The organism is Erythrobacter sp. SN6-5 (assembly GCF_057364945.1).
In genome coordinates this window covers 499,038-512,110 of the sequence record NZ_CP200282.1, presented here as the reverse complement: position 1 = coordinate 512,110, position 13,073 = coordinate 499,038, and the positions used below count along the sequence as shown (strand labels likewise).

At 56.5% G+C, this 13,073-nt stretch carries 13 protein-coding genes; 6 read left to right on the top strand and 7 right to left on the bottom strand.

Annotation, left to right across the window (positions count from 1 at the left end; genetic code table 11):
• The first annotated feature begins 1 nt into the window (after nt 1).
• From AC0V6Z_RS02495 to AC0V6Z_RS02480, 4 genes are all read left to right on the top strand, one after another.
• Nucleotides 2-439: a hypothetical protein gene (locus AC0V6Z_RS02495; protein WP_472639830.1), complete on the top strand. Its 438-nt coding sequence runs from the start codon at nt 2-4 to the stop codon at nt 437-439.
• Nucleotides 432-896, top strand: a complete 465-nt coding sequence (locus tag AC0V6Z_RS02490; protein ID WP_472639829.1) for an S-methyl thiohydantoin desulfurase domain-containing protein — start codon at nt 432-434, stop codon at nt 894-896. The genes AC0V6Z_RS02495 and AC0V6Z_RS02490 overlap by 8 nt, the downstream gene beginning before the upstream one ends.
• On the top strand, nt 883-1,494 hold the full coding sequence (locus AC0V6Z_RS02485) for an S-methyl thiohydantoin desulfurase family protein (protein ID WP_472639828.1): 612 nt from the start codon (nt 883-885) through the stop codon (nt 1,492-1,494). The genes AC0V6Z_RS02490 and AC0V6Z_RS02485 overlap by 14 nt, the downstream gene beginning before the upstream one ends.
• Nucleotides 1,495-1,580: 86 nt before the next feature.
• On the top strand, nt 1,581-3,725 hold the full coding sequence (locus AC0V6Z_RS02480; protein ID WP_472639827.1) for a TonB-dependent receptor: 2,145 nt from the start codon (nt 1,581-1,583) through the stop codon (nt 3,723-3,725).
• Nucleotides 3,726-4,115: 390 nt separating this feature from the next.
• On the opposite strand, the gene AC0V6Z_RS02475 is transcribed toward AC0V6Z_RS02480, so the two are convergent.
• The 5 genes from AC0V6Z_RS02475 to AC0V6Z_RS02455 form a co-directional block, all read right to left on the bottom strand.
• Nucleotides 4,116-4,712 (bottom strand): TolC family protein, encoded by a 597-nt coding sequence (locus tag AC0V6Z_RS02475; protein ID WP_472639826.1) that lies wholly within the window; start codon nt 4,710-4,712, stop codon nt 4,116-4,118.
• Nucleotides 4,651-5,544 carry a TolC family protein gene (locus AC0V6Z_RS02470; protein WP_472639825.1) on the bottom strand — a complete coding sequence of 298 codons (894 nt, stop codon included), beginning with the start codon at nt 5,542-5,544 and terminating at the stop codon, nt 4,651-4,653. The genes AC0V6Z_RS02475 and AC0V6Z_RS02470 overlap by 62 nt, the downstream gene beginning before the upstream one ends.
• A gap of 3 nt (nt 5,545-5,547) precedes the next feature.
• Nucleotides 5,548-6,408, bottom strand: a complete 861-nt coding sequence (locus AC0V6Z_RS02465) for an efflux RND transporter periplasmic adaptor subunit (RefSeq protein ID WP_472639824.1) — start codon at nt 6,406-6,408, stop codon at nt 5,548-5,550.
• A gap of 188 nt (nt 6,409-6,596) precedes the next feature.
• Complete coding sequence (locus tag AC0V6Z_RS02460; protein WP_472640826.1) at nt 6,597-7,337, bottom strand: ABC transporter ATP-binding protein; 741 nt, start codon at nt 7,335-7,337, stop codon at nt 6,597-6,599.
• A gap of 5 nt (nt 7,338-7,342) precedes the next feature.
• Nucleotides 7,343-8,479, bottom strand: coding sequence for an ABC transporter permease (locus tag AC0V6Z_RS02455; RefSeq protein ID WP_472639823.1), 1,137 nt, complete (start codon nt 8,477-8,479; stop codon nt 7,343-7,345).
• Between the two features lie 318 nt (nt 8,480-8,797).
• Here AC0V6Z_RS02455 and AC0V6Z_RS02450 point away from each other — a divergent pair, with 318 nt between their 5' ends.
• Together AC0V6Z_RS02450 and ftsH are read left to right on the top strand one after the other, a co-directional pair.
• Nucleotides 8,798-9,208: a TetR/AcrR family transcriptional regulator C-terminal domain-containing protein gene (locus AC0V6Z_RS02450; protein ID WP_472639822.1), complete on the top strand. Its 411-nt coding sequence runs from the start codon at nt 8,798-8,800 to the stop codon at nt 9,206-9,208.
• Nucleotides 9,209-9,337: 129 nt separating this feature from the next.
• The gene (gene ftsH / locus AC0V6Z_RS02445; RefSeq protein WP_472639821.1) at nt 9,338-11,311 is read left to right on the top strand and encodes an ATP-dependent zinc metalloprotease FtsH; all 1,974 of its coding nucleotides are present in this window, start codon (nt 9,338-9,340) and stop codon (nt 11,309-11,311) included.
• Nucleotides 11,312-11,417: 106 nt separating this feature from the next.
• On the opposite strand, the gene AC0V6Z_RS02440 is transcribed toward ftsH, so the two are convergent.
• Together AC0V6Z_RS02440 and rpoZ are read right to left on the bottom strand one after the other, a co-directional pair.
• On the bottom strand, nt 11,418-12,494 hold the full coding sequence (locus AC0V6Z_RS02440; protein ID WP_472639820.1) for a DUF3667 domain-containing protein: 1,077 nt from the start codon (nt 12,492-12,494) through the stop codon (nt 11,418-11,420).
• A gap of 178 nt (nt 12,495-12,672) precedes the next feature.
• A complete protein-coding gene (gene rpoZ, locus AC0V6Z_RS02435) occupies nt 12,673-13,020 on the bottom strand; it encodes a DNA-directed RNA polymerase subunit omega (protein WP_472639819.1) in 348 nt (115 codons plus the stop codon).
• Nucleotides 13,021-13,073 lie beyond the last annotated feature (53 nt).

The following is a 13,073-nucleotide window of genomic DNA, read 5'->3' as shown; positions in this document are numbered from 1 at the left end:
AGTGGTTTCAGGTAGCGCAGAGGGCATTCAGCAGATCATCGCCACTGCGATCGACAAGGTTAAAACGAACCCTGATCCAGTTCCGATGATCCTCGTCGGTGGCGGTAGTATTCTCGTCAATGAAAAGCCTGCGGGCGTCTCCGAGATGCTGCGGCCTGATCATGCCGGAGTTGCCAACGCAATTGGAGCTGCAATCGGCCAAGTTAGCGGTGAAATCGACCGGATATTCACCATCGAAACTGAGGAAGATCGGGAAAAGGCGCTTGAGCAAGCCCGCGGCGAAGCAATCGATAAGGCAGTAGAGGCGGGCGCATCAGAAACGTCAGTCGAGATCACCGATCTGGAGACTTTCCCACTTCAATACTTGCCCGGAGGCGCAACTCGTATCGTGTGCCGCGCGGTCGGCAATCTTGAAAGCAAGGAGCTGGAGTATGATTGATGCGATCTCGCTAGACAACATTGAACACCTCGCAATCGGTTCAGCCTTTCTTGGCACTGGTGGCGGAGGAGATCCCTACCTCGGCTCGCTCCTTTGCCGTGAAGCCTTGGCGCAGTTCGGTCCGGTTCCGCTGGCCGATCCCACTGCGCTTTCGGATAGCGACAATGTGTTTGTCGCAGCTGCGATGGGCGCGCCCACTGTGATGATCGAAAAACTCTTCTCTCTCGAAGATCAGGACAGGGCGGTGCGCGCTCTTGAACGGCACCTAGACAGGCAAGCGAGTGTCATCACCTCTGCAGAGATTGGTGGCTGTAATTCGATGATGCCGGTCGCCTATGCGGCCATGCGCCAACTCCCCATTCTCAATGCAGACGGTATGGGACGAGCCTTTCCTCAATTGCAGATGACTAGCTTCAACGTGGTCGAGCGTTGCCTGCGCGCCGATGACCCTTTCTGACGAACACGGAAATACTGTGCTGTTCGAGGCGGAGAGCGGCGAAAAGGCTGAAGATTTCGCCCGCCCAGTCGTGGCAGTAATGGGTGCTGCTGGATGCATGTCATGCTATCCGATGACAGGGGCTGAGGCTCGAACAGCTTGCGTCAACTACACGCTCAGCGCGGCTATCGAAATAGGCGAGGCTGTTAGCGGTGAGCGCTATGGTAACATGTCACCAGTTGATCGACTACTGAGCGCGCTCGACGCGCACCGATATTATGATGATCCGAGCTGCATCCACTCTGGCAAGATAACCGGCGTGGAACGCAATACCCGCGATGGCTGGGTATTCGGAGAATGCACAATTGAAGCTGTAGGTGCGACTGGCAAGGCTTCGATTGCCTTCCAGAACGAAAATCTAACGGCCTATATCAACGGCCAGCTTCGCGCGCTTGTCCCTGACCTTATCACGATTGTCGACACTGAGACCGGGCAGGCAATCCCGACAGAGCGCCTGGCATATGGCCAACGTGTTTCCGTGATCGCGTGCGGTGCTCCGCCAGCATTGACCACGGCTGCTGCTCTTGAGGTGATGGGGCTTAGCTGCATTTCAGATTGAAGAGAAATATCGACCGCTCAGCGAGTTAAGAAACAGCTGATTGGAGACAATCAGTGACAAAGGATCGAAAGGATGGGAGGACCAATATGAAAAAGGCTTCACAACAGAAACTGACTGCGATGGGTAGCATCGCCAGTGCCATCGCGATGGCATGGGCTGGCCCAGCGGTCGCACAAGAAGAGGCTGAGGCGGAAACGCAGGGGCTCAACACGATCGTTGTCACTGCACAAACACGCGAACAAGAACTGCAGGATGTGCCGATCCAGGTTGCCGCCTTTGGAGAAGATCAGATCGAAGATGCTGGAATCATCTCTACACAAGACTTCATCGATCTCGTCCCGAACGTCTCATTCGATGACAGTTTTACCTACCTTAACAGTTTCGTTGTGGTGCGCGGTGTTACGCAGATCAACAATGCCGATTCCCCCGTGGCCGTCATCGTTGATGGAGTGCCGCAGAACAATCAAAAGCAGTTGAAGCTCAATCTGTTCGATCTTGAGAGGATCGAGGTTCTCAAGGGACCGCAAGGCGGCTTGTACGGACGCAATGCTATCGGTGGGGCAATCAACATCGTAACCAAGCGTCCAGGTGATGATTTTTCTGGCATGGCGCGGGCGATCTATGGTCGCGGCGATTTTGTGAACTTGAGCGCTGCAGTTTCGGCACCAATTGGTAATTCTGCGGGACTCCGTGTCTCGGGTAACTATGTCACCGACAATGGAAGAATTGAAAATAGTTTCACTGGGGAAAACGTTGATTTCGTTGATCACGATTGGGAATTGCGTGGACGATTTGTCGCCGAGCTGAGTCCCTCAGTCGAGGTCGATTTGCGCGCTTCCTATCGGGATTTTCAAGCTGGCGGTATCTACGACGCTCAAGTAGCTTCTGGTAATGCCAACGAAATCGTAGCCCCTTCGGTGAACATCGAAGGCCTAACGTTTGGCAACATCTTTGAAGCCACAATGAAATGGGATTTCGCGCTAGGAGGAGGCACACTCTCATCGATCAGCGGATACACCGATCTGACCGAAGACTATCGCGGCGACCTCGATTTCTCGAACGCAGTGGATGATCCTGATGGTTTTGCGGGGCTGAACCTTCAGCTGGGCCAAGGTCAAGATCTCGGCGTCGAATTGCTAAGCCAAGAGCTGCGCTATGTGTCCGATGATAGCCTTCCCTTCCGATGGATATTGGGGGCGTATTATCTGCACACCAACCGCGATCTTCAGACACGTGGTTTTATTGATCTGGAGGGAACCACCACCGGCGGGGTCGGTTCACGCGATCAAATCGATAATCCCGCACTGGTCATCATCAACAACAATGCAAGCGATAGCAATGATGCCTACGCGGTATACGCGAACTTTGAATACGACCTTACAGACAGCCTAATCTTGCAGGGTGCCTTGCGCTATGACCGCGATGAACGTGAGCAAACCGATTTGATCAATGGGGGTACTGTCTCTGACAGCTTTGATGCTGTTCAACCCAAGATCACGCTGACATACCGTTTTACCGACGACGCACTCATATACGGTACTTACAGCACGGGCTTCCGCTCAGGCGGCTTCAACGCTCCTGGTACTGCTATTCCAGCGTTCGATGATGAATACCTTCAAAATTTCGAAGCCGGGTTTAAGACGAGCTCTTTGGGCAACCGTCTGATCATCAATGGAGCGATCTACTTCTCCAAGAGTGATGACTTTCAGTTCTTCTTTGTGGATGCCACAACAGCATCACAAATCATTGGCAACATAGACGAAGTGGACATCTTTGGCATTGAGCTGGAGGCCCAAGCTTTGGTCGCCGATGGGCTTCAGATCTTCGCTGGTATTGGCACTACCGACACCGAGATCAAAGCGAACGCGCTTGACCCAAGCACGGTCGGGAATAAGACGCCCAAGACGACCGATTTCAATGGTAATCTTGGCTTCCAATACAATGCGGCTTTAACAGACGATCTTGACTTGCTGATTCGCGGCGATTGGGAATTGCGCGGAGATAAATTTTGGCAGGTGGACAATGTTGATGTTCAAGAAGCTATAGATCTGGTTAGCTTCCGTGTCGGGATCGAGAATGACCGGTTCGGTCTATTCTTCAGCGCAAACAACATTCTCGGTGAAGCATACTACGCTGACTACAATCCCGGCAATTTCGCTGGATTAACCGAGGATATCGGATTCCGCGCGCAGCCTTCGACCTGGTCAATTGAGGCGACAGCCAAGTTCTAGCACCCATACGGTGGGCGCGCATCCAACCCTCGCGCGCCCACGTGTTACATAGGATACAGTTGAACTGATTGTCCGCTTTCACCCCCAACTTCGGACGTTGAACGATGGCTTGAACTGGGCCGATTGCCGACTGTCTGCTTCTAACAGCCAATGCGGAGAAGCAGACGTTCAGCTCCCGACCCAGTTTGAAACGTTACCATCAACGGTTCCGACTCCCAAAAACAGACGAAAACTCCATGGAGGCGCTACGTCTTAAACTGGGTCGAAAGCAGAAAGTCGGCTCTGGGCTAAAACCGGCAAAAATCGATCATGCAAGAAGGACAGCGCGTCAGCCGTCGTTAGGTATTCGAGTTAAGTTAACTGAAGGCTGCGGCGACCGATGGCCGCCGCCTACATTTGCTCCCCGCCCAATGCCTGCCACAGCAGCACACGCGCGCGCTGCGCTCGGCCCAGTGCGGCGGCGGCGCGTTCTCCGCTTGCATCGGCGGCGCGGCGGGCTTCTAGCACGGTCAGGAAATCGGCTAGCCCAGCGCGGTAGCGCGAATTGGCGAGGCTGGCTGCGCGCTGCAATTCGTCTCTTTCCTTTACCGCCAGATCCGCTTCGCGGTCGCTCGCTTCGATCAGGCCGTAGGCGGTTTCTGCTTCGCCGAGGGCTTGAAACACCGTTCCGCGATAGGCGGCGAACGCGGCCCTCTTGGTTGCCGCAGCGCCGTCGATCTCGGCCTCTATCCGGCCAAAGTCGAGCAGGGGCGCGGCCAAGCCTCCGCTGAGTGAGCCGACCAGAGAGGCTGAGTCGAATAGATCGCCCAGGTTGAATGCGAGCAGGCCGAGCGCGGCGGAAAGAGTGAACTGCGGAAAGCGCTGGCGCGCGGTTGCGGCAAGGTCTGCGTCGGTTGCGGCCAGCTCTGCTGTCGCCGCCAAGACGTCAGGCCGGTTGGTCAGCACCAGGGATGGTACGGCGGCTGGTGCCAGCGCCCGCCCGCCCATGCGGCCCTTGCTTTTCCAGAGCCTCGGTGACGAAGCTCGCGTTCTGGCCCGTCAGCGTGACCAAGCGGCCAATGATGCGGACCCGCTCGCTGGTGAGAGCGGCCAAGCGAGAGCGCGAGGCGCTTGCCGCCGCCTCTGCGCGGACGCGGTCAAATCCGGGGGCTAGCCCGGCGTCTTCGCGAGTTTTGGCTAGCCCTGCGAGTTGTTCGGCGGCGAGCACGTCTTGCTCCAACGCCTCTTGCCGCTGAGAGAACGTGCGCCAATCAATCACGCCGGTTGCGATCTCTGCGACCAGTGCCAAGCGGACGGCACCCGCAGAGGCGCTGGCGGCATCAATTCGGGCGATGGCCGCGCGTTCTTGCGCACGCAGACGGCCGAACAAATCCAAGTCCCAGCTGGCCGCGATATTGGCGCCATATTGCACCTGTTCGGTGTCGATAAAGCCGCCCTGCGCCGCGCCGTCGCCGAATTGATTGGGATTGATCCGCGTGCCAGTTGCCGATGCATCACCGGTGACGAGCGGGAGGCGCGCTGCGCCAGCGCGCCGGGCGCCGGAGCGCGCAATATCGATGCGGGCCAAGGCCTCCTGAAGGCTGGGGGCGCTGTCCAATGCCTGGCTGGACAGATCAAGAAACGCCGGGTCACCACTTGGTAAAAGCTCAGCCAGAGTGGCGCTCGTCTCGGTTGAGGGCGCGAAGAGAAAACTCTCTGGCAGCTCAGGCGCAGGCGTGGCGATTTCTGGCGGAGGTCCAGCGACGCAGGCGCCGAGCGAGAGGGCTAGCGCCGCAGCGAAGGATCGGCGTAGGACCACGGAGGAGGAGAGGCGGGCCATCGGCTATTCCTCCGTCTCACCGTCAGGTGTCTCGGCGGTATCGCTGGAGCTGCTGCGGGCTGGGATGAACGCGTCTACCTGCTGCCCGACACGGAATGCATCGCCTTCTGGCAGTGCATAGATGACCTGAAGCACGCGAACATCGACTCGTTCTGCTGCGCTATTTGTCAATTGACGTTTGGGCACAACCTGCGGCTCGGCGCGGACGAATTTCGCCTCCACCTGGCGATCTGCAGCGCCGCGCGGGCTGACGATGGCCGATGCGCCAAGGCTCAGCCGGACGGCTTCATTCTCGTCCACGTCGACCCGCACGTGGAGCGGGCGTGTCTCACCCATTTGGATGAAGGGCAGCGAATTGCCGCCGCCCTGATTGGAGACGAACTCGCCGGGGCGGATGTTCACCGCCAGAATCTCGCCAGCAATGGGTGCGCGCACGGTCAACCGGCCAAGCTCGGTTCGCGAACTCGCCGCTCCAGCTTGCGCGGCGGCCAGGCGGGCGCGGGCAAGCTCTAACCTGCTCGTCGCCGCGGCAACCTCGCCTTCGGCCTGAATGACTTCGGATTGGCTGACTGCGGCTGGATCGTCGATCTGGGTATATAGCGCAAGTTGGCGCTGTGCATTGTTGCGCGCGGTTTGAGCTTCGCGAATGGCCGCGCGGGCTTCACCAACGGCTGCGTTTGTTTCCTGGAGGCGAGCGCGAATGGCTCTGTCGTCAACGACAAACAGCGGCTGTCCCTTCTCAACGAAATCGCCCGGCTGAACCCGCAGGTCGGCGATCAGGCCTGAGAGGGCCGTCCCGACATCGATAATCTCGCTCGATGGCTCGACCAAGCCCGCGCTCGGCCACGCGCGCTGAATTGGCAAGTTCGCCGCTCGCTTTGGGTGGTTCACGATCAGGCTCGGATAACTCGCGATCGGGCAGGCCCGTCACGATGAAATACACCGCCGCAATCAGGCCAATGATGGCCAGTATGGGCATGATCTTGCGTGAGAAGCTGAGATTTTCAGGTAAAATAGCCATGGCTGTGCCTCGAAGGGAGAACGAAAAAGGTTTAGTGGTCGTCCGGCATTTCTGTGCCGTCATGTGTGACCCGCCCGTCCTCAAGCACGAGGATACGGTCAGCGAGATCGAAAATACGGTTGTCGTGGGTCACAATGATGCAGGCGCGGTCTTCGGCGACCGCAACCTCACGCAGCAAATCCATCACTCTGCGCCCGGACTTAGCGTCCAATGCAGCGGTTGGTTCGTCGCACACCACAAGGCGGGGTTCATGAACCAATGCGCGGGCAATTGCGACGCGTTGCTGCTGTCCCCCAGAGAGCTGTTTGGGCAGCTTGTTCGCTTGATCGCCGATGTTGAGCGCATCGAGCAATTCGATCGCTTTGCGCCGCGCTGGCTCCATGGCCATGCCTTGGGCGATCAGCGGCACGGCGGCGTTGGCCGCCGCATCGATTGAGGGAATGAGATTGTACTGCTGAAAAATGAAACCGATGTTTTCCAGGCGGAAGTTCACAAGCTCTGTGTCGCTGAGATTGTAGATGTCGGTGCCGAACACACGAACCTCGCCCTCGGTCGGCCATAGGATCCCGCACATGATGGAGATCAAGGTGGTTTTGCCGGAGCCGCTTTCGCCAACGACATAGGTCAGCTCACCGGGCTGAATATCGGTATCGATACCGTGCAGCACCCGGATCGTGGACTGCCCGGCCTGAAAGTCGCGCACGATTCCGCGAGCGCAAATCGCGGCCTCGCGCGGTGGTACCTCGCTAGGAGCGCTTTGGGTCTGTGCCATATCGCTCACCGGAACACCGCTGCTGGCTCTGTGCGCAGCACGCTGCGGATCGCTATAAAGCCTGTAATCGCGAGGATGATGATGACCGAGGCTAGGCTCACCAGCGGGATTTGCCAGGGAATATAGAACCCTTTGAAGAAGGGGTTGCCCGAGAAAGCGTAGAGAAAGCCTACCGTCCCCAGCACACCGATGGCGTAACCAATGAAGCCGACGAGGCCCGCTTGGACGGCGACCATGCGGATGATCTTGGCGTTGGTCACACCAATCGCTTTGAGCGCCCCAAACTGCTTAATATTGTCTCTGATAAATAGGCTGAAAGTGAGGCCAACAATCGCCACGCCGACTATGAAGCCAAGCAAAACGGTGATCCCAAAATTGGTCGGGATACCAGTGTTCTCAATGATGAAGTCCACACCGGCCTGCGCCAATTCGTCGCGGGTTTCGGCTTTCAGGCCGGTTTGTTCTTCAATGCGATCAGCGACGCCTTCGGCGGTTTCGCCATCGCTAATCCCGGCGAGCACAAAACTCATCCGGTTGCGCGTGCCCGGCACGTAATTGAGCGCTTGGCTGTACTTCGTGTAAAGCGTGACCTGGCTGGTAAAGCTCGGGATTGCATCGGCAACGCCGCGAACGACGGCGCGCTGGTCGTTGAGCTCTAGTCTCTGGCCGATGGGATCGGTCCCATCCTCAAACATATTGTTGATGCCGACATCATCGATCACGACAGTGTCCGGTTGAGCAAAAACGTCTAGCGATCCCTCAACCATATTCTTAGGCAGGCCAATCAAGCTCGCATCATCAACTCCGATGATTGTGACGCCTTCAAGATCTCCGTTGCTTGTGCGGACGTTTGCAGCGGCGCGCAGGTGCGGGACAGCCCATTCCACGCCAGGCACGGAGCGCACTTGGTCGAGCGCTGTCGCAGGCATCGCAAAGTTTACATCGGTCGTTCGGCTGACCGGATCCATCACCCAAATCTTGGCCGTTGGTACATTGTAGACGCCGCTTGCGCCGCGCTCGACCAGATTCACGAAGATGGTCAGCTGCTGCGTGATCAGCAGGGTTGAAAAGCCAATACCGAACAATAGCCCGTAGAACTTTTGGGCATCGCCGGTCAGCATTCGTATCGCAATCCAAAGCACGTGGCGGGAACCTTTACGGCGAGAGGGGGTTGCGTCTTTGTGACGTCTATCACATTATTGAACGGTCGCGTTTAAATGAACGGAGCCGTTCACTTTGTCAACCCAGTTTCAAAAAAGAACCGGAAGGCCGGTCGATATTGCGAAGCGAGAGGCAATCGTGGAGGCCGGTGCGCGCGCCTTTTTTAATGTTGGATTTGCGGCAAGTTCGATCGAGCAGATCGCTGCCGATGCTCGAGCGTATCAAAGGTCACAATCTACAATCACTTTAGCGATAAGCGCGGGTTGTTCGCCGCAGCTGTTGACCATGAATGCGAAAAAATGCGTGGCTATTTCTCGATCGATTCGGCCTCTAACGCATCAATTAAAGAGCGTCTGCGTGTGATTGGAGAGGCAATGTTTGCCTTTCTTTCGCGCCCAGAAATGGTCCAATTCGAGCGACGAATTGCCGCCGAGACAGAAACCAATCCGTCGATTGGGCGAGAATTTCTCGAAGCTGGGCCTTGGCGGATGAAGGGAGCATTCAGTAAATTTCTTGCTCATGCTGACGCGTCAGGAGAGCTATCCGTGCCAAATCCTGACTTGGCCGCGGAACAGTTTGTCGCAATGTGCAAGGGAATGGGCGACCTGGAACAGCGTTTTGGTGAGGTGATAACGGCGGAGGCCAGGGACGCCCGGATCAGCGGCGCAGTCGAAGTGTTCCTGCGCGCCTACTCGCCTGTAAAAGCATAACCAATTGGCTTGAATCGCAAAAACAGATCATTCTGTTCGCAATTTCGCATGATCCGATACGTATAAGGATGTCTTGCCATTCATCTCTGCTCACCTACATAATCGGGTGAGAACAAGGAATCTGAGCGCATGAGCGACGAAAACGACCCGCAGCAAACACCACCTGAAAACCCAAACCCTTGGGTCAAACAATTGATGATTTGGGGCGGCATCTTCATGGCGCTGCTCGTCGTGGTATCGATGTTCAGCAATTCCAATGCTGCGCCTGGCCAGCAGATGCGGTATTCTGAATTCCGCGAAGCAGTCGCTGAAGGGCGCGTTTCAGAGGTGCAGATTGCGCCTGACCTGATCACCGGCAAACTTAAGAACAATGACGAGACGTTCTCGACTGTTCCGGTGCCGAGTGACGATCAACTCACTCAATTGCTCGACGATAACGAAGTGAAATATGCCGGACAGGCCCCTGAGCAAATGAATGTGCTCTGGGTTATCTTGATCCAGGCCTTGCCGTTTATTCTGATCCTCGGGATCGCATTCTTTGCGCTGCGCCAAGTGCAAAAAGGTGGTGGCGGCGGCGCCATGGGCTTTGGGAAATCCAAGGCTAAAATGCTGACTGAACGCCAGGGGCGCGTCACATTTGATGACGTCGCAGGCATTGATGAGGCTCGCGAAGAGCTTGAGGAAATCGTCGAATTTCTGAAAGATCCTCAGCGGTTCTCCAAGCTTGGCGGTCAAATCCCGAAGGGCGCATTGTTGGTCGGTTCGCCTGGTACCGGTAAGACTTTGCTAGCCCGCGCGATTGCGGGCGAGGCGGGCGTGCCGTTCTTTACGATTTCAGGCTCTGACTTTGTCGAGATGTTCGTTGGCGTCGGCGCAAGCCGCGTGCGCGACATGTTTGAGCAGGCGAAGAAGAACGCTCCGTGTATCGTCTTCATCGACGAGATTGATGCGGTTGGCCGCTCGCGTGGCCATGGCCTGGGTAACTCCAACGATGAGCGTGAGCAGACGCTCAACCAGCTCTTGGTTGAGATGGATGGTTTTGAAGCGAACGAAGGCATCATCATCATCGCGGCTACCAACCGTCCTGATGTCCTCGATCCAGCGCTGCTGCGTCCTGGCCGTTTCGACCGTCAGGTTGTGGTTCCGATCCCTGATATTGATGGCCGGGAAAAGATCCTTGGCGTTCACATGAAAAAGGTGCCGCTGGCACCGGATGTGAACCCTCGCACGATTGCTCGCGGTACGCCTGGCTTCTCTGGCGCTGATCTGGCTAACCTGGTGAACGAGGCCGCCTTGCTGGCCGCGCGCCGGAACAAACGCTTGGTCGCCATGCGTGAGTTTGAGGATGCGAAGGACAAAGTCATGATGGGTGCGGAGCGCCGCTCCATGGTCATGACCGAAGACGAGAAGAAGATGACTGCCTATCACGAGGCTGGTCACGCGATTGTTTCCGTTCACGAGGAAGCATCCGATCCGATCCACAAGGCGACGATCATTCCGCGCGGCCGCGCTTTGGGTATGGTCATGCGCCTGCCAGAGCGGGACAGCTATTCCTACCACCGTGACAAAATGCACGCGAACCTGTCTGTCAGCATGGGCGGACGTGTGGCTGAAGAGATCATTTTTGGTCACGACAAGGTTAGCTCTGGCGCTTCGTCTGACATCCAATATGCGACCGACTTGGCCCGCAATATGGTGACCAAATGGGGCATGTCGGAAAAGCTTGGCCCGCTGCAATATGAGCAGAGCCAGGAAGGTTATCTGGGCATGGGCCAGACTGCCCGTACAATGGGCGGTGCAGAAACGAACAAGCTGATCGATGCTGAGATCAAGGGCCTGGTCGATGGGGCGCATAAGCGCGCGACCCAATTGCTCAAGAAACATGAGGATCAATTGCACCTCTTGGCGCAGGCCATGCTCGAATATGAGACCCTGACCGGCGATGAGATCAAGCAATTGCTCGACACGGGTAAGATGGACCGACCTGATGAGCCGAAAGGCCCAGCGGTGGTTCAACCGGCCCATGGCTCTGCGATCCCGAAAGCGGGCAAGCGCTTTGGATCGAAAGATGACAAAGGCGGGGCCGCACCGCAGGGTGCATAACCTCGATCTAAATCATGCAAGTAAATTGGGACGTCTGGGGCAACTCAGGCGCCCCTTTCTATCAGGAGAGCATGCGTTTAGCCGCTGCGGCGCTTTTTTATCGCGCTCAGAACGCTCCAATCATCAACAGCAGCCATGCGAAACCAAACGTGATCGGCAGCATGATCATACTTAGCAATGTACTCGTTCGCCAAAAGGCCGAGAAATGTGACAGATTATAGGCACCCTTAAGTTGGCGGTAGATGTGCACTGGCGGGATGAGAAACGTGATCAAGACGATCCAGCCTTCGCTTACCCCGGCCAAAATCAGCATCGAGACGATGATGAACAGCATCGACATAAATGCCAGCGAGTAAGTCACAAAAATCGCATGGTCATAGGCCTTGAAACGACGTTTCCAAAAGAACAGGACCCATACGAATGGGATCGATAAAGGGATCAAAAGCCAGCTGAATTTATAGGCGTTGTTCTGGAGCTTATAGAGCATCAGTCCCGGGTTTTCATTCCACTTCTTGATGATCCCCTCGTCAAATGCGTCGATACCGGTGCCATTGAGTGAGCTCGGTCCAGCGGCATCTGGCATCATCTCATCGACCGTATTTATTCCTTTGACGGCTTCTTCCGCCTCTCTGAGTGCAATCTCCGCTGCCAATCGTCCTGGCGAGCCTGTGGGCATGTTCTCAAGCGCTTCAGCCGCAGCATCGCGGTCCGCTATCACTTGCTCTTGCGCTTCATCCAAAGAGATATAGACGTTGGTGCTCTCTGGCAGGGTGGTTGGTGTGCTAATCCCAGCGATTTGGAACACTGCGAACATCAGAAAGACGGTGAAGAGGAACATCGCCATTGGGCTGACGAACTTCGCGCGTTCCCCGTCGATATAGCGGCGGGTCAATTGGCCGGGCTTAAACACCAGCATTGGCAATGTGCGCCACAGCTTTCCATCCAGGTGAAGGACACCGTGGATAAGATCGTGAGCGATTGCGGCTAGGCTGCTGTGGATGTGCCGTTTCTGGCCGCAGGCAGAGCAATGCTCGCCGGTCACCTCGGACCCGCAATTCTTGCAGGTGGTTACGGCGTCGCCGTTTGCGTTCAGTGCAGCGTTCTCGCCGTGTGCCGGTTCGACAGCGCGGCTGGCCATGCTCCCTTCAATCGCGGCGCCAACGCCTTCGGTTATGTCGCTCATAGCCCCCTCAATCCACCTGCTGCCTTATAGGCAGCATGAAGACGAAGGCGAAAGACCTGAGGTTGCCGTATTTCAATCATTTTGAGGAGAAGCGATCAGATAGGCACAAAAAAGGCCGCCAACCGGCAGCCTCTTTCGTAAACTGCGCACAAAAGCGCGCGTGAATGTGTCAGCAGTCTTAGCTGCCGTCGTAGTCTGAACCGATCGACGTTGAGCGTGTCGGAGCCGAAGCGGTAATCCGCAGGGCTTCCGCAGATTGGCTCAGCGAACCGATTTCATCGGCATCATCTTCATCATCAGGAAGGATTTTTTGAAGTCCGGTAACCAGCGCTTCTTTCAATTCCTTCGGTTTGATCGTCTGCTCGGCGACTTCGCGCAGGGCCACAACCGGATTCTTATCACGGTCGCGGTCGAGGGTCAGTTCCGCACCGCCAGAGATTTCGCGCGCACGCTGAGCTGCGAGCAGCACCAGATCAAAACGGTTTGGAACCTTGTCTACGCAATCTTCAACGGTAACGCGTGCCATACTGGCCTCTTAAATTAGATTTTTCGGAAAAATGAGCGCTGCAGTTAGTCGCA